14 protein-coding genes and 1 tRNA gene are annotated in these 15,722 nt (G+C 69.7%); 10 read left to right on the top strand and 5 right to left on the bottom strand.

What is annotated here, in order from left to right; translation table 11 throughout:
* The first annotated feature begins 24 nt into the window (after positions 1-24).
* Entirely contained in the window at positions 25-1,557 is a 1,533-nt protein-coding gene (locus E8A49_RS05125) for an acyl-CoA carboxylase subunit beta (RefSeq protein ID WP_293377095.1), read from the top strand.
* Positions 1,558-1,637: 80 nt separating this feature from the next.
* Positions 1,638-2,813, top strand: coding sequence for a BON domain-containing protein (locus tag E8A49_RS05120; protein ID WP_293377092.1), 1,176 nt, complete (start codon positions 1,638-1,640; stop codon positions 2,811-2,813).
* 124 nt (positions 2,814-2,937) lie between these two features.
* Here E8A49_RS05120 and msrB read toward each other — a convergent pair whose 3' ends face one another.
* On the bottom strand, positions 2,938-3,450 hold the full coding sequence (gene msrB, locus E8A49_RS05115; protein ID WP_293377089.1) for a peptide-methionine (R)-S-oxide reductase MsrB: 513 nt from the start codon (positions 3,448-3,450) through the stop codon (positions 2,938-2,940).
* A 59-nt stretch (positions 3,451-3,509) separates the two neighbouring features.
* Between msrB and E8A49_RS05110 the strand changes: the two genes are divergently transcribed.
* Together E8A49_RS05110 and E8A49_RS05105 are read left to right on the top strand one after the other, a co-directional pair.
* Positions 3,510-5,486, top strand: coding sequence for an acetyl/propionyl/methylcrotonyl-CoA carboxylase subunit alpha (locus E8A49_RS05110; protein WP_293377086.1), 1,977 nt, complete (start codon positions 3,510-3,512; stop codon positions 5,484-5,486).
* Between the two features lie 49 nt (positions 5,487-5,535).
* The gene (locus E8A49_RS05105) at positions 5,536-5,943 is read left to right on the top strand and encodes a DUF805 domain-containing protein (protein WP_293377083.1); all 408 of its coding nucleotides are present in this window, start codon (positions 5,536-5,538) and stop codon (positions 5,941-5,943) included.
* On the opposite strand, the gene E8A49_RS05100 is transcribed toward E8A49_RS05105, so the two are convergent.
* The 3 genes from E8A49_RS05100 to lipB all read right to left on the bottom strand — a co-directional run bounded on the left by E8A49_RS05100 (position 5,940) and on the right by lipB (position 9,825).
* Positions 5,940-8,018 carry a S9 family peptidase gene (locus E8A49_RS05100; RefSeq protein ID WP_293377080.1) on the bottom strand — a complete coding sequence of 693 codons (2,079 nt, stop codon included), beginning with the start codon at positions 8,016-8,018 and terminating at the stop codon, positions 5,940-5,942. The genes E8A49_RS05105 and E8A49_RS05100 overlap by 4 nt on opposite strands.
* Before the next feature lie 63 nt (positions 8,019-8,081).
* Positions 8,082-9,065, bottom strand: a complete 984-nt coding sequence (locus E8A49_RS05095; RefSeq protein ID WP_293377077.1) for an SPOR domain-containing protein — start codon at positions 9,063-9,065, stop codon at positions 8,082-8,084.
* Positions 9,066-9,099: 34 nt separating this feature from the next.
* Positions 9,100-9,825: a lipoyl(octanoyl) transferase LipB gene (gene lipB, locus E8A49_RS05090; RefSeq protein WP_293377074.1), complete on the bottom strand. Its 726-nt coding sequence runs from the start codon at positions 9,823-9,825 to the stop codon at positions 9,100-9,102.
* A gap of 65 nt (positions 9,826-9,890) precedes the next feature.
* Between lipB and E8A49_RS05085 the strand changes: the two genes are divergently transcribed.
* The 6 genes from E8A49_RS05085 to E8A49_RS05060 all read left to right on the top strand — a co-directional run bounded on the left by E8A49_RS05085 (position 9,891) and on the right by E8A49_RS05060 (position 15,005).
* Positions 9,891-10,145: a FliM/FliN family flagellar motor switch protein gene (locus E8A49_RS05085; protein WP_293377071.1), complete on the top strand. Its 255-nt coding sequence runs from the start codon at positions 9,891-9,893 to the stop codon at positions 10,143-10,145.
* Positions 10,146-10,244: 99 nt separating this feature from the next.
* Positions 10,245-10,329: transfer RNA gene (locus E8A49_RS05080), tRNA-Leu, on the top strand.
* Between the two features lie 62 nt (positions 10,330-10,391).
* Positions 10,392-11,813, top strand: coding sequence for a magnesium transporter (gene mgtE / locus E8A49_RS05075; RefSeq protein ID WP_293377068.1), 1,422 nt, complete (start codon positions 10,392-10,394; stop codon positions 11,811-11,813).
* A gap of 86 nt (positions 11,814-11,899) precedes the next feature.
* A complete protein-coding gene (locus E8A49_RS05070; RefSeq protein ID WP_293377065.1) occupies positions 11,900-13,357 on the top strand; it encodes a lysozyme in 1,458 nt (485 codons plus the stop codon).
* A gap of 50 nt (positions 13,358-13,407) precedes the next feature.
* The gene (locus tag E8A49_RS05065) at positions 13,408-14,574 is read left to right on the top strand and encodes an isovaleryl-CoA dehydrogenase (protein WP_293377062.1); all 1,167 of its coding nucleotides are present in this window, start codon (positions 13,408-13,410) and stop codon (positions 14,572-14,574) included.
* Positions 14,571-15,005: a DUF3574 domain-containing protein gene (locus E8A49_RS05060; RefSeq protein ID WP_293377059.1), complete on the top strand. Its 435-nt coding sequence runs from the start codon at positions 14,571-14,573 to the stop codon at positions 15,003-15,005. Before E8A49_RS05065 ends, E8A49_RS05060 begins: the two co-directional genes overlap by 4 nt.
* 61 nt (positions 15,006-15,066) lie before the next feature.
* Here the strand turns inward: E8A49_RS05060 and E8A49_RS05055 are convergent, their stop codons facing one another.
* Positions 15,067-15,483 carry a hypothetical protein gene (locus E8A49_RS05055; protein WP_293377056.1) on the bottom strand — a complete coding sequence of 139 codons (417 nt, stop codon included), beginning with the start codon at positions 15,481-15,483 and terminating at the stop codon, positions 15,067-15,069.
* Positions 15,484-15,722: the final 239 nt, after the last annotated feature.

Below are 15,722 nucleotides of genomic sequence, written 5' to 3'. Positions count from 1 at the left end.
GTTCAGGGAAGGGGCCTTTTCCGCGTGAAGCAGATTCTCGAAGAGCTTGAGAAGCGGCGCGAAGACGCGCGCGTCGGCGGCGGCGAGCGGCGTATCGCCAGCCAGCACGCCAAGGGCAAGCTGACCGCGCGCGAGCGCGTCGACCTGTTGCTCGACGAGGGCTCCTTCGAGGAGTTCGACATGTTCGTCGAGCACCGGGCCACCGACTTCGGCATGGCCGACCAGAAGATCCCCGGGGACGGCGTGATCACCGGCTGGGGCCGGATCAACGGCCGGGTGGTCTTCGTCTTCTCCAAGGACTTCACGGTGTTCGGCGGCTCGCTCAGCGGCGCGCACGCCCAGAAGATCCTCAAGGTCCAGCGGCAGGCGCTGAAGGTCGGCGCCCCGATCATCGGCCTATTCGACGCCGGCGGCGCGCGCATCCAGGAAGGCGTCGAGAGCCTGGCGGGCTACGCGGACATCTTTCTGGAGAACACGCTGGCCTCGGGCGTCATCCCGCAGATCAGCGTGATCATGGGCCCCTGCGCCGGAGGCGACGTCTATTCGCCGGCCATCACCGACTTCATCTTCATGGTGAAGGACACGAGCTACATGTACGTGACCGGCCCCGACGTGGTGAAGACGGTCACCCACGAAGAGGTCAGCCACGAGGAGCTGGGCGGCTACCGCGTCCACGCCATGAAGTCCGGCGTGGCCGACGGCGCCTTCGAGAACGACCTGGAGGCCCTGACCCAGGTCCGCCGCCTGGTGGACTTCCTGCCGCTCTCCAACCGCGAGAAGCCGCCGATCCGCGAGAGCTTCGACGAGGCCTACCGCGACGAGATGAGCCTCGACACCCTGGTGCCGGCCAACCCGAACAAGCCCTACGACATGAAGGAGCTGATCCTGAAGGTGGTCGACGAGGCCGACTTCTTCGAGATCAGCCCGGACTTCGCCAAGAACATCGTCTGCGGCTTCGCGCGGCTGGACGGCCAGCCGGTGGGCATCGTCGCCAACCAGCCCCTGGCGCTGGCCGGGGTGCTGGACATCGACGCTTCCCGCAAGGCCGCGCGCTTCGTGCGTTTCTGCGACGCTTTCGAATTCCCGCTGATCACCTTCGTCGACGTGCCGGGCTTCATGCCGGGGACCAAGCAGGAGCAGGGCGGCCTGATCCGCCATGGCGCCAAGCTGCTCTTCGCCTTCGCCGAGGCCACCGTGCCGAAGATCACCCTGATCACGCGGAAGGCCTATGGCGGCGCCTATGACGTGATGAGCTCAAAGCACATCCGCGGCGACATCAACTATGCCTGGCCCACCGCCGAGATCGCGGTGATGGGCTCGAAGGGCGCGGTGGAGATCATCTTCCGCTCCGAGATCGGCGACCCGGACGCCATCGCTGCGCGTGAGGCTGAGTACAAGGCCCGCTTCGCCAATCCGTTCGTGGCCGCTTCGCGCGGCTACATCGACGACGTGATCATGCCGCACGGCACGCGCCGGCGGATCGTCAAGGCGCTGAAGAACCTCAAGGGCAAGACGCTGTCGAACCCCTGGAAGAAGCACGACAACATTCCGCTCTAGGGTCGGTTTTCCCGGAACCTCTGCCGGACGGCTCCGGTTGTGGGGGCAGCAAACGCCCCACACGAACGGAGGACTTTCCCATGGCCGGCAGCAACTGGATGGACGACCGCGAGCGGCGGATCCGCGAACGCGACGGGCGGGGCCTTGAAGGGGCCTCGGGCTATGACGAGGACCGCACCTGGGACGCCGATGACCGCCCCGACGCCTACGCGGCGCAGCGCGGCGGCCGCGACCGGGTGTTCGGTGAGCGCGAAAGCGGGGCCAGCTATGGCCGCGCCGGATCGGGCGCCTATGCGTCAGGCGAGACCCGCTCCGGCTCGGCCGCGCGCGGCTGGCAGGATCCGCACTACGGCGGCGTCAGCCCGGCCATGCGCCAGGGCGGCTACGGCGATCCCCCGCGCGTCAGCCGCCAGGACTATCGCCGCGGCGGCGCCTATGCCGATGGCGGCCGGTTCTACGGCGACGACGGCGCGGGCCGGGTCCACCGCGAGGAATACGGCCAGGGCGGCGTCGAGTACGGCGACGTCCCCGGCGGCTATGACGCCGGCTACAGCCCCACCCGCGACCGCTATCACGAGCAGGGCTTCGGTCAGCCGGGCTACGGCGCCTATCGCGGCGAGGACCGCAGCCGGGACCCGACCGGCTACGGCCGCGACTTCAATCGGGCGGCCAGCGGCGGCGCCGGCGGCTACGACTACGAGCGCGGCTATGGCGACGGCGGCCGCGGCGAGACCCCCGACCGCGCCCGCACCCAACGCTTCGAGGACGCGGGCCGGAACGCCGGCGACTTCCTGCACCGGGCCGGCGAAAAGGTGGCGGGCTGGTTCAACGCCGGCGGCGAAGGCCGGATGTTCGAGGGCGGCGACGCCCGCGGCGCCCATCGCGGGCGTGGCCCTCAGGGCTACAAGCGCGCCGACGAACGGATCAACGACGACGCCCACGAGCGCTTGACCGACGACCACTGGCTCGACGCCTCCAACATCTCACTGTCGGTCTCCGGCGGTGAGGTGACCTTGTCAGGCACGGTGGACAGCCGCGAGGCCAAGCACCGCGCCGAGCGCCTGGTGGAGGACATCTCCGGCGTGAACCACGTGCAGAACAACCTGCGGATCGCCAAGGGCAACTACTTCACCACGCCCAGCTCCGGCTACGGCGATAGCGTCCTCGGCCAACAGATCCGCGAGGCCGGCGACCCGGTGGAGACGGGCACGGGCGGCGCAGGCGCTGGGCAGTCCATGGCGGGAAAGAAGAACTAGCCCCCCAGCGTCGTCATCACCCGGCTTGTCCGGGCGACCCAAGTTGAGTCGCCGGTGGGCCGGTTCAGCTTGGGGTCCCCGGATCGCCTCTTCGGGCGACCGGAGGATGAGGACAGGAAGGCGGTCAGGCGGCCGGCGCGCTTGCCTTCGCCAGGCCTTCGCCGCGGTGCAGGCGGTCGGGCAGGGGCGCGCCGTAAGGGACGAATTCCAGCGACACCGAGTTGATGCAGTAGCGCAGCCGGGTGGGCGGCGGGCCGTCGGGGAAGACGTGACCCTGGTGGCTGCCGCAGCGGGCGCAGGTCGTCTCGATGCGCAGCATGCCGTAGGAGCGGTCCTCGATCCCCTTCACATGGGTCTCGTCCACCGGCGCCCAGAACGAGGGCCAGCCGGTGCCGCTCTCGAACTTGGTCTTGTGCTCGAACAGCGGCAGGCCGCAGAGCCGGCAGCAGTAGACGCCGGCGTCCTTCTGATCGAGCAGGCCGCCGCAGAATGGCGCCTCGGTGCCGTGGTGTAAGAGGACCTCGGCCTCCTCGCGGGTCAGCGTGGCCTCCAGGGCCTTGCGTTCCTCTGCGGTAGGCGGGGTCAGGTCGAAGCCGCTGGGGGACAGTTGGGACGGGGAGAGTTGTGGCGTGCTCATGACGAGCAATCTAAGGTCCCGGCCTGCTGTTCGGAAGTGAGGCTGGGGTGCGGGCGTAGATGTTTTCGAAGATCCTTATCGCTAACCGCGGGGAGATCGCGGTCCGCATCATCAAGACCTGCCGCCGGATGGGGATCGCCACGGTGGTGGTCTATTCCGACGCCGACGCCGATTCGATGGCCGTGGAGATGGCCGACGAGGGCGTCTTCATCGGCGCAGCCCCGGCGGCGCAGTCCTATCTGGTGGCCGACAAGATCATCGCCGCCTGCCGCGAGACCGGCGCCGAGGCGATCCACCCGGGCTTCGGCTTCCTGTCGGAGAACGCCGGCTTCGCCAAGCGCTGCGCCGAGGAGGGGATCGTCTTCATCGGCCCCAACCCGCACGCCATCGAGGCGATGGGCGACAAGATCGAATCGAAGAAGTTCGCCGCGCGCGCCAACGTCTCGGTGGTGCCGGGCCATGTGGGCGAGATCGACGACACGGCCCACGCGATCAGGATCTCCGAGGAGATCGGCTATCCGGTGATGATCAAGGCCTCGGCCGGCGGCGGCGGCAAGGGTATCCGCGTCGCCTGGACCCGCCAGGACGTCGAGGAGGGCTTCCCGGCGGTGAAGGCCGAGGCCAAGGCCAGCTTCGGCGACGACCGCATCTTCATCGAGAAGTTCATCGAGAGCCCGCGGCACGTGGAGATCCAGGTGCTGGGCGACAAGCACGGCCACGTGGTCCACCTGTTCGAGCGCGAGTGCTCGATCCAGCGGCGCAACCAGAAGGTCATCGAGGAGGCGCCGAGCCCCTTGCTGGACGAGACCACCCGCGCGGCCATGGGCGCCCAGGCGGTCGCGCTGGCCCAGGCCGTCGGCTACGACAGCGCCGGCACCGTCGAGTTCGTGGCCGGCCAGGACAAGAGCTTCTTTTTCCTGGAGATGAACACCCGCCTGCAGGTGGAGCATCCGGTGACCGAGCTGATCACCGGGATCGATCTCGTCGAGCAGATGATCCGCTCGGCCCACGGCGAGCCGCTGCCGTTCGCGCAGGGCGACCTGAAGATCAAGGGCTGGGCCATCGAGAGCCGCATCTATGCGGAAGACCCCTACCGCGGCTTCCTGCCCTCCATCGGCCGCCTGGTGCGCTACAATCCGCCCGCCGAGGGCGAGACGGCCAAGGCCACCGTGCGCAATGACGCCGGCGTGCGCGAGGGCGACGAGATCTCGATGTTCTACGACCCGATGATCTCCAAGCTGTCCACCTGGGCGCCGGAACGCGAGGCGGCCATCGACGCCATGGGCCGAGCGCTGGAGGACTTCCACATCGAGGGCCTGGGCCAGAACATCCCGTTCCTGGCCGCGGTGATGGACCAGGAGCGGTTCCGCTCCGGCAAGCTCTCGACCAACTACATCAAGGACGAGTTCCCGGACGGCTTCTGGGGGACCGCGCCGACACCCTTCCAGCGCGACCTGATGGCCGCCGTGGCCTGCGCCATGCATCGCACCCTGACCCGCCGCGCCGCGCCGGAGCTGCTGCGCGACGACTGGGTGGTGATCGAGGCAGGCGAACGGCGCCTGGTGCGGGTGACCAACGGCGAAGCGCTGACCGTGGAGTTCCTGGAGGACGGGCGTACACTGCGGCTCGAAGGCGTCGACTGGCGGCCGGGCAAACCCACCTTCCGCGGGGTGCTGGACGGCCGGGCCTTCACCGCCCAGGTCGAGCCTGCGCCGGAGGGCTTCCGCATCCGCCACCGCGCGGCCTCGGCCCAGGTGCTGGTGCTGACCCCGCGCATCGCCGAGCTGCACGAGAAGCTGCCGCCCAAACAGGCGGCCGACACCTCCAAGATGGTGCTTTCGCCCATGCCGGGCCTGGTGGTGACCCTCGACGTCGCCGTGGGCCAGCTGGTCCGCGCCGGCGAGGCGGTCGCCGTCATCGAGGCGATGAAGATGCAGAACATCATCCGCGCCGAGCGGGATGGCACGGTGAAGGCGGTCAACGCCGCGGCCGGCGACAGCGTCGCAGCCGACGAGGTGCTGGTCGAATTCGCCTGAGTCGGGCCGGCCGCGCTATGCTGGCGTCCGCGAATCTCGGGGGCCTCGCATGAACGGCCAGACGGACTGGAGCGAGCTGTTCTTCTCGGCCGATGGCCGCGCGGCGCGCATGCCGTCGCTGACCGCCGCCGGCGCGCTGCTTTTGATCGCGGTCTTCTATGAGGCGGTCGCCGGTGTCGCCCTGCACTGGATCACCGGCTGGTTCGTCTATCCGCCGCTGTTCTACTGCGCGGCCTGCGTGCTCTCGAAGCGCCTGCACGACCGCGGCCGTTCCGGCTGGTGGGCGGCCCTGGTGCTGGCCGCCATCGTCGCCGTCTGGCCCCAGCCGCTCAGCTTCTTCGACTTCATCTTCACCCTGGTGCTGGTCTGGGCGGGCGTGGAGCTGGGCGCCATGCCGGGCGAGGCCGGCGCCAACCGCTATGGCCCCAACCCGCTGCGGCCGGCGCTGACGATCTAGTCCGCCGCGGCCTTCTTCGGCGGCGCGGGCGTCAGCGCCGGGGCCAGCGGCTCGCCGAAGATGTAGTGGCCGAACCAGTTCTCGTTCTCCTCCATCACCGCGCGCTGCTGCTTGGGCTTGTTGATGGGGTGGCCGAAGCCGTCATAGAGCACCATCTTCACCGGCACCCCGTGGTCCTCCAGCGCCTGGCGCAGCTCGAAGCTGTCGGCCACCGGCACGCGCTTGTCGGCGCTGCCCTGCTGGATCAGCGTCGGCGTCTTGGCCTTGGCCACATAGGTGATCGGCGAGGTCTTGGCGTAGATCTTCGGGTCGTCCCAGGGCGTGGCCAACAGGTACTGGCGGGTGAAAGGCGTGATGTCGGTGTTGGCGTAGTAGGTCATCCAGTCGGAGATGCCGGCGCCCACCGAGACCGCCTTGAACCGGTCGGACGAGGTGGTGATGAAGGCCGAGATGTAGCCGCCCTCGCTCCAGCCCATGGCGCCGACCCGGTCCTTGTCCACGAAGCCCCTGGCGATCAGGGAGTCCACGCCGCTGATCACGTCGGCATAGTCGCCGACGCCCAGGTTGCGGACGTTGAGCGACCTGAACTTCTCGCCGTAGCCGGCGGAGCCGCGGTAGTTGGGCCGCAAGACCACCGCGCCCTTCTCCACGAACCGCTCGATCGGATAGTAGCGGTCGGCGCTGATCGACGGCGTATCGATCCCTGTCGGCCCGCCGTGGATCACCACCAGCAGCGGATATTTCTTCGCCGGGTCGAAGTTGGCGGGGGTGTAGAGCACGCCCTCGACGCGGGTCCCGTCGCCGGATTTCCAGGACACCACCTCGCGCCGCGCGATGGCGCGGCCGCCGACCTGGTCGCCGCCGCGGGTCAGCTTCACCGCGACGCCGCCACCCAGGAGCTGGGTGTAGACCTCGGTGTAGGCGTTGGCGTTGGCGCCCAGGTAGGCCACCTTCTGGAAGTCCTTGGAGAAGCTGAAGCGGCTGGCGATCTCCGTGCCCGGTAAGGGCACGAGCTTAGCGGTCCCGGTCGCCGGATCGTCCAGATAGAGGTGGGATTCGACGCCCTTGCGGGCGCTGAAATAGATGCCCTCCGGCGCCCAGCGGACTACGGCGGCGTCCTCGTCGAAGGCCGGATCGACCACCTTCACCGGGCCGCCGTCGCGGCCGACCACGGCGATCTTCTGGTTGGCGTAGAAGAAGTATTTGGCGCCCGGCGCGGCGCGGAAGGCGATCTGCGTCCCGTCCGGCGACCAGTGCGGGTCGGTGTTCGGCCCGGGTGCGTCGACGATCTTCTTCACCGTCTTGGTGTAAACGGCGACGGTGTAGATGGCGCTGGTGAAGGCCGAGATCAGGTCCGGGTCGCGCTGGGCGGAGAAGGCGAGGGTGCGCCCGTCCGGCGCCCAGGAGAACTCGCCGACGCTGAAGGTCTCGTCCTCGGTGATCGGGACCGGCGCGGGCGGCGGCAGCGCCCGCCCGGCGGTGTCGGTTTCAGGCAAGCGCACCAGCCACAGCTGCACCATGCCGTAGTCCGCATGGATGACGTGGTAATCGCCGAAGGCCTCCTTGCGGTCTTTCAGAGCCTTGGGATCGGGGACCTCCGCGGCGACCGCCAGGCTGTTCGACTGTGGCGACCACTCGAAGCTGTTCACGCCCTTCTCGAAGACGGCGACCTGCTGGGCCTCGCCGCCGTCGGCGGGCATGACGTAGAGCTGCTTCTTGTCGACGGGCGATTTCGGCAAGGCGCCGGGACGGTCGGAAAGGAAGGCGATCCAGCGCCCGTCCGGCGACCAGGCCGCGTCGCTGCTGGACTTCTGCGCTAGCGTCAGGCGGCGTGGCCGGCCCCCGGCGGCGGCGTCGGCCATCCACAGCGTGGTTTCGAAGGCGTTGGTGTCCCAGTTGGTCGTGGTGACCTCGTAGACCACCTTCTTGCCGTCCGGTGAGATCTTCGGCGACCCGAAGCTCGCCATCTCCAGCGACTGGTCGATGGTGGGCGCCTTCGGCGCATCCGCCGCCCAGGCCGGCATGGCGGCGAGGCCGGCGGCGCAGGCCAGCGCTGCGAAATTGAGTCCGTTCACCTATCGCCCCCGTTTTAGCTGCGGCGCAACAATGCGCGCGCCAGCGGCGGCGTCAAACCGCGATCAGCGGCGGATGAAACAAGCCTGGCCGGAGGCTTCCAGCGCCTTGCAGAAGGCGTTGGCCTCGGCGTTGGTGGCGAAGCCCGAGATCAGCGCCCGGTTCACGGTCTTGCCGTCGACCTGCGCGGTGGCGACGTTGGGCGTGAGGTTGGTCAGTTCCGCCGCGTGCGCCTTCTTGAATTTGGCCAGCAGCGCCTCGATGTCCGGCCGGCTCGGCGAGGCGCCGATCTGCACGGCGATGGTCCCGCCGCCCTTCAGCGGCGCGGACGGGGCCGGCTCGGCCTTCGGCGCCGGCGCGGCTTTGGCGATCGCAGGCGACGGGGCTGACGACGGGGCGGGCGCCAGGGTTGGACGCAGCGCCGGCGCATCGGCCTGAGCCTGAGCCTGAGCCTGAGTCGGGGCGGCCGGGTTGCGGGTCGCCCGCCCGGTCTCCGGCGGCGGCTTGGCGGCGGCGAGCTTGGTCTTGCCGGCGAAGGGGCGGTGGTAGTCGCGGTCGCAGAGCGCGCGGACCACCGCGCCCAGGGGCGCGCTGGCCGTCGGGCTGACCCAGGTGACGTCGGCCTCGCGCACCACCTTGGGGTCGGTGGCCAGGTCGCGGCTGCGGTAGCCGGTCATCGGACCCAGGCGCACCATCCGCCGGTCGCAATCGACGTCGACGGGGATGCTCCAGGAGGCGATGCCCTCTCGGCTGGCGATCTGCGGGTCCACGGCCTCGGAACTGATCTGGGCGACGAAGCCGCGCGGCGCGCCGGTGGGCGCCGCGGCGAGCACCGCGGTGACCGCGGACGGGCTGACGTCGATCACCTGCGGCAGTTGCAAAGGCGTGTCGCGCTGCAGCCAGGCGCCCACGTCGGCCAGCGAGCGGGAGGCCGGATAGCTGACGATGACCCCTTGGGCGAGCGCCGGGGCGGCGGCGGCCATGAGGGCTGCGGCGAGACCCAGGCGGCGGGGCAGGCGCGGGCGGCGAAGCGGGACGCGATCGGACATCGTCGCTTCCATCGCATCGACTCGGGGGTGGCGCCTAGAGCGGGGCTGTGTCCGCGACGGTCGGCCCGAACACCGTTTCGAAGCTGGCGCGGAGCGCCGCGTCGGCCTCGTCGAGGGTCACCGGCAGACCGAGATCGACCAGGCTGGTCACCCCGTGCTCAGTCACCCCGCAGGGGACGATGCCGCTGAAATGGCCGAGATCAGGCTCCACGTTCAGGGAAATCCCGTGGAAGGACACCCAGCGGCGCAGCTTCACTCCGATGGCGGCGATCTTGTCCTCGCGCGCCGGCGCGCCGGCGGTGCGGCGCTCCACCCAGACGCCGACCCGGCCCTCGCGCACCTCGCCCGTGACGTTGAAACGGCCCAGCGCCCCGATCACCCAGGCCTCCAGGGCCGCGACAAAGGCCCGCACGTCGCGGCGGCGGGCCGTCAGGTCGAGCATGACATAGGCCACCCGCTGGCCGGGCCCGTGATAAGTGTACTGGCCGCCCCGGCCGCTGTCGAACACCGGGAACCGGCCGGGGTCCAGGAGGTCGCCCGGCTTGGCGGAGACGCCGGCCGTGTAGAGGGGCGGATGCTCCAGGAGCCAGACCAGCTCGCCGGCCCGGCCCTCGGCGATGGCCGCCGCCCGAGCCTCCATGGCCGCCACGGCCTCGGGGTAGGGCACGGGCGCGGCGGAGGCCGCCCAGCCTGCCGGGGCGCCGTCCTGCCGGCCGAAAATCGGCGCTTTACGGTCTAGGTTTAACACCCGGTCAAGCATGTCAGGGCCAATGTGGGGCCTGGGCTTGGCAGACGCAAAGCCCGCGTAGTCGGAAGGCGGTATCCGTGAGCCAGGTCAAGGCGGTCAATGTGGAGATCCAGGTGGTGCTGGGGCGCTCGACGCTCCCCATGCAGCAGCTGCTGCGCATGGGCCGCGGTGCGGTGATTCCCCTCGACACGGCGGTGAACGACGAGGTCTGGATCCTGGCCAACAACCACCCGATCGCCCGCGGCGAGATCCAGATCAACGACGAGAAGATCTCCATCGCCGTGACACGCGAGGCCAACGTCTACGACTTCATGGCCGGCGGCCAGGCGTAGGCGGCTTCGGGGCGGCTTCGGGGGTGTCTCCCACAACCCTCTTTGGGGGCGCCCTTCACAAAGCCGTCGCTGTTTGCTACCCCCCGCGCCTCACCACGAGCGGTCGTGGCGGAATTGGTAGACGCGCAGCGTTGAGGTCGCTGTGGGGCAACCCGTGGAAGTTCGAGTCTTCTCGACCGCACCAGTGAATCAAGGTCCCGGAATCATTTAGGATTTAAGCTCCGACATCAGCCAGGGAGGTCCGCGATGAGCCGTGAAACGGACGACCTCCTGCTGAAAGAGCCGCCTGAGACCGACGAGGACCTCGAAGACCTCGCCCTTGAGGAAAACTACGAGCTGAACCCGGCCTATGTGCCGATGGTGGTCGACGCGTTGGACCGCGGCGACAGTGAGCGGCTGCGCGAGCTCCTGGGCGCCCTGCACCCGGCCGACGTCGCCGACCTGATGGGCTTCCTCTCGGCGGCCGACCGCGAGGAACTGGTCCCGCACCTGCAGCCGGACCTGCTGGGCGAGGTGCTGGCCGACCTCGACACCGAGATCCGCGAGGAAATCCTCGAGCACGTCTCCTCCGCGGTCCTCGCCCAGGCCCTGGGCGAGATGGAGAGCGACGACGCCGCCGGCGTGGTCGACGACCTCGACGCCGGCAAGCGCGCCCAGGTGCTGGCCGCCATGCCCGACGTCGAGCGGGCCGCCATCGAGACCACGCTCGCCTACGAGGACGAGACCGCCGGCCGCCTGATGCAGCGCGAGGTGGTGGCCGCGCCGCAGTTCTGGACCGTGGGCCACACCATCGACCACCTGCGCCGCGAGCGCGGCGACCTGCCGGAGCTGTTCTTCGACGTCTATGTGGTCGACCCGGCCTACAAGCCTGTCGGCGCCTGCCCGGTCAGCCACCTGCTGCGCTCGCCGCGCGACACCCCGCTCGCCCAGATCATGGAGCAGGTGACGGAAATCCCGGTCGATATGGACCAGGAAGAGGTCGCCTACATCTTCAACAAGTACCGGCTGATCTCCGCGCCGGTCACCGAGCCCGGCGGGCGGCTGGTGGGCCAGATCACCGTCGACGACATCGTGGGCGTCATCCAGGAGGAGACCGAGGAGGACATCCTGGCCCTGGCCGGCGTCTCCGACGCGGGCCGCGACGCCGACTTCGCCGGCATCGTGCGTTCGCGCCTGCCGTGGCTGGTGATCAACCTGGTGACCGAGGCGGTGGCCGCCGCAGTGGTCGGCGCCTTCCAGGGCGAGATCGCCAAGCTGACGGCGCTCGCCGTCCTGATGCCAATCGTCTCGTCCCTGGGCGGCAACGCCGGCACCCAGACCCTGACGGTCGCGGTGCGCGCCATCGCCAGCCGCGAGCTGAACGCCGCCAACGCCCGCCGCGTCATCATCCGCGAGCTTCTGGTAGGCCTGTTCGAGGGCGCCTCCATGGGCGCGCTCTTGGGCGTCGCCACCTGGATCTTCTGGCACGACCTGAGGTTGGCGCTCGTGGTCTTCCTGGCGGTGCTGTCGAACTTCTTCGTCGCCGCCCTGGGCGGAATCCTGGCTCCGATCGTCCTGGAACGCTATGGCCGCGACCCGGCGGTGTCGTCCGTCGTGGTGGTCACCTTCATGACCGACTTCTTCGGATTCTTAGCCCTTCTGGGAATTGCGGCGCTTATCCTATTGTAAGGATTGGGCCTCGTAAGTCGGCGGCCCGGGAATTGCCGGTGATGGCCGGGGCGCGTCAGCGCGTGTTTCAAACTGGGTCAGAGGTCATGCTGCCTCGCCATCGTGTCTCCCGGACCGCGATCGACCTGATCAAGCGGTTCGAGGGCTATCGCAAGACTGCGGCCCAGCTGCCCGACGGGCGCTGGACGATCGGCCATGGCCATACGCTGACCGCGCGCCAGGGCGCCGAAGTTTCGCCCGACGACGCCGAGGCCTTGCTGCTTTACGACCTGATCGGCGTCGCGCACGCGGTCAACGAGGCGGTGTTCGCCACGCTGACCCAGAACCAGTTCGATGCGCTCGCCTCCTTCGTCTTCAACATCGGCCTCGACAGCTTCCACCAGTCCGGCGTCCTGCGGCGGCTGAACGAGGGGTCGCTGATCCAGGCGGCCTGCGCCATGGAGCTGTGGCGCAAGGCCAATGTCGGTGGCGAACGGATCGTGGTCGACGCCCTGGTGCGCCGCCGCAGCGCCGAGAAGACGCTGTTCCTGACCCCGCCGGGCGGCGTCTGGGTCCCGGCGCCGTCGCCGATCCTGAAGCCCCTGCTGGACACCGACGCCCACGACATCGTGCCGGTCCAGAAGCCCGTGGAGGTGACCACCTCTTTGGACGGCGACCAGCTGGTGGTGACACGCGAGGATGCGCCCGAGCCGCCGCCCGTGGCGCCCGAGGAGGACGCGGCGGAGGGGCCGGCCCGCGCCGCCGCCGAGTCGGTCACCGCGCGCCTCTCCACACTCTTCCAGGAGTCCGATGAGCCGGCGTTTGGCGAGGCGTCCGCCGCAACCGCCCATCCCGACCTGCTCGACGAACCGTCGCACGAAGAGGCGGAGGTGCGGCCGCAGCCGCATCCCGAACGCATCCCCGAGACGCCGCATCCTCAGGCCGACTTTGCGCCGCCCCAAGCGATCTCGGTCAGGCCGGATCCGGAGCCCGAGGCGCCAGCGCCCTTCGACGATCCGATGCCCTTCTTCCTGCGCGCGCCGGAGCCTGAGGCCGCGTCGGAGGACGAACCCGCGCCGCCGCCCTGGGCCTCGCGCGTGGAATTCGAACCGCAGGACGAGAGCGCCAGCGGCCCCGACCTCTTCCGCCTGGCCGATGAGGTCATCGAGGAAGACGGCGCCGAGCCGCATGACGAAGACCATGACGAGGGCCACCCCTTCAGCCGCGGCCCTTTCGACCGCGTGCCCTTGGACCACGACCGCCGGGTCATCGACGACCAGGCGCCCTTCGGCTTCGACGCGCCTGTGGTCCAGCCGTTGCCGGAACGCCCGGAAGGCGGGCTCCTGACGCTCGCGGCCCTGGCGGTGCTGGGCCTGGTGTTCTTCGGCGGCGGGGTGTTCTGGGCGACCTATGCGCGCGCGGGCGTCGGTTCGGCCTGGCTGGGGCCCAAGGTGGTCGGCGGCCTGGCCGGCATCGCCGGGGTCGGCTTCTTCGTGGTGGCCGTCTACCTGTTGCTCGACCGGTTGGGCCGCGCCGCCGAGCGCGAGGCGCGCGACCGCCGCTAGCCGCCACGGCCAAGCTCGCGAGGCTGGCCGACGCATGCTAAGCGCAGGGCATGATCCCTAACCATGGCCCTAGCCTGGAGTTCGGCCTCGGCGAGACCGCCGACGCCATCCGCGAGACCACGGCCCGCTTCGCCGCCGACAAGATCGCTCCGATCGCCGCCGAGATCGACGAGACCAACGCCTTCCCGCGCCAGCTTTGGCCGCTTATGGGCGAACTCGGCCTGCACGGCGTCACCGTCGAGGAGGACTACGGCGGCCTGGGCCTGGGCTACCTCGAGCATGTGGTGGCCATGGAGGAGGTCTCCCGCGCCTCCGCCTCGGTGGGCCTCTCCTATGGCGCTCACTCCAACCTCTGCGTGAACCAGATCCGCCGATGGGGCAGCGAGGAGCAGAAGCGCCGCTACCTGCCGGGCCTGATCAGCGGCCAGCACGTGGGCTCGCTGGCCATGAGCGAGGCGGGCAGCGGCTCCGACGTGGTCTCCATGCGGCTTTCCGCGCGCAGGACCGGCGACCGCTATGTGCTGAACGGGACCAAGTTCTGGATCACCAACGCTCCGCATGCCGACACCCTGGTGGTCTACGCCAAGACCGATCCCGACGCGGCCGGCAAGGGCATCACCGCCTTCCTGATCGAGAAGGATTTCAAGGGCTTCAGCGTCTCGAAGAAGCTCGACAAGATGGGCATGCGCGGCTCGGACACCGCCGAGCTGGTGTTCGAGGACTGCGAGGTCCCGGAAGAGAACATCATGGGCCCCGAGAACGGCGGGGTCGGCGTCCTGATGAGCGGCCTCGACTACGAGCGCGCGGTGCTGTCCGCCGGACCGCTGGGGATCATGCAGGCCTGCCTGGACGTGGTCCTGCCCTACGTCCGCGAGCGCAAGCAGTTCGGCAAGCCGATCGGCAGTTTCCAGCTGATGCAGGGCAAGATCGCCGACATGTACGTGGCCCTGAACTCGGCGCGCGCCTACGTCTACGCCGTGGCCCGGGCCTGCGACGCCGGCCTCACCACCCGCTTCGACGCGGCGGGCGCGATCCTGATGGCCTCGGAGAACGCTGTGCGGGTCAGCCTGGAGGCGGTGCAGGCGCTGGGCGGCGCCGGCTACACCAAGGAATTTCCGGTGGAGCGCCTGGTGCGCGACGCCAAACTCTATGACATCGGCGCCGGCACCAATGAGATCCGGCGTTTCCTGATCGGACGGGAGCTGATCGGCGGATGAACAGGCTGGGGGCCGTGCTGCTTCTGACGGTGGGGTTGGCGGGACTGGCGGGGTGCGCCACCGCGCCGCGCCCGCCGCCGGAACCGCTGCCCGCCTGTCCGGCGGGGCAGGAGGCCCGGCGCACGGCGCAGCTCTTCTTCGGCCGCAACATCGGCGACAAGCCCGCGGTCACCGCCGCGGACTTCCAGAAGTTCGTGGACGACGAGCTGACGCCGAAGTTCCCTGACGGCCTCACCGTGATGGATGGCGGCGGCCAGTGGCAGGGCGACGAGAACCGCCTGATCCGCGAAGCCTCCAAGGTCGTGCTGATCGTCCTGCCGAAGGGCCGGGACGCGCCGGCCCGCGTCGAGGCGGTGCGCAACGCCTACAAGGCCCGCTTCCATCAGGACTCCGTCCTCCTGATCACCCAGGCCGCCTGCGTCTCGTTCTGACGCGCGAAGGCCGCCGGATTGCTCCGGCGGCCCGCGAGGCTGGATCAGCGGGTCTTCCCGCTTAGTGCGGCGTCGCGCCGAGGGCGCTGCCCTGGGGCGTGCTGCTGGCGCAGGGCGTGCTCGTCGAGGATCCGGCCGCGCAGCCGGTGGGGTTGCCGCCCTTGGTCTTGCCCGACTTGCTCATGGTCGAACTGGTTGACGACGCGCCCGTGCCGGCGTCACCGGCGCTGCGGGCGCTCGGCGAAGTTGAAGGCGTGGGTGAGGACGTCGTGTCGCCGGGCAGGCTCGGGTTCGTCACGCCCGGATTGGTCGCGCCGGGCGCGGCCGGCTGGCCGGGCAGGCTGGTGCTGGGCGCACCGGGGCTAGCCGCACCGGGGGCTCCGCCGGGCGCGCCGCCCGGAGCCTGAGCACTGGCGGCCCCGGCGAGGGTCAGGGCGCCGCCGAGGGCGGCGACCGCGAAAAGATTGCGTTTCAGCATGGGGAGAGCTCCTGCTTTTGTTGCGCTATGGTGCAGGCGGCAACTCCCAAGGCGTGGGCGAAAGTTCCTCGCAAACCGTCGATATCTTAGGGAGATTTTGTGGCGGACGCTCAGCCCCGGGACAATTCCGACAGTCCAGCCTCAGACCGGCGTCGCCCTAAGGCGCTCTGATGGCTGGCCTTATCCGACGGCGACCGCCGCCCCGTCCGCAATTCCCGATTGTGGCGGCTTTCGGACCT

The sequence above is a fragment of the Phenylobacterium sp. genome (genome assembly GCF_004799515.1).
Lineage (GTDB): Bacteria > Pseudomonadota > Alphaproteobacteria > Caulobacterales > Caulobacteraceae > Phenylobacterium.
This window is presented reverse-complemented; position numbering and strand designations above follow the sequence as displayed.

Coding starts and splice junctions, on each gene's coding strand:
- E8A49_RS05120 (WP_293377092.1), top strand. CDS start 1,638: ATGGCCGGCAGCAACTGGATGGACGACCGCGAGCGGCGGATCCGCGAA.
- msrB (WP_293377089.1), bottom strand. CDS start 3,450: ATGAGCACGCCACAACTCTCCCCGTCCCAACTGTCCCCCAGCGGCTTC.
- E8A49_RS05110 (WP_293377086.1), top strand. CDS start 3,510: ATGTTTTCGAAGATCCTTATCGCTAACCGCGGGGAGATCGCGGTCCGC.
- E8A49_RS05105 (WP_293377083.1), top strand. CDS start 5,536: ATGAACGGCCAGACGGACTGGAGCGAGCTGTTCTTCTCGGCCGATGGC.
- E8A49_RS05095 (WP_293377077.1), bottom strand. CDS start 9,065: ATGTCCGATCGCGTCCCGCTTCGCCGCCCGCGCCTGCCCCGCCGCCTG.
- lipB (WP_293377074.1), bottom strand. CDS start 9,825: ATGCTTGACCGGGTGTTAAACCTAGACCGTAAAGCGCCGATTTTCGGC.
- mgtE (WP_293377068.1), top strand. CDS start 10,392: ATGAGCCGTGAAACGGACGACCTCCTGCTGAAAGAGCCGCCTGAGACC.
- E8A49_RS05070 (WP_293377065.1), top strand. CDS start 11,900: ATGCTGCCTCGCCATCGTGTCTCCCGGACCGCGATCGACCTGATCAAG.
- E8A49_RS05065 (WP_293377062.1), top strand. CDS start 13,408: ATGATCCCTAACCATGGCCCTAGCCTGGAGTTCGGCCTCGGCGAGACC.
- E8A49_RS05060 (WP_293377059.1), top strand. CDS start 14,571: ATGAACAGGCTGGGGGCCGTGCTGCTTCTGACGGTGGGGTTGGCGGGA.
- E8A49_RS05055 (WP_293377056.1), bottom strand. CDS start 15,483: ATGCTGAAACGCAATCTTTTCGCGGTCGCCGCCCTCGGCGGCGCCCTG.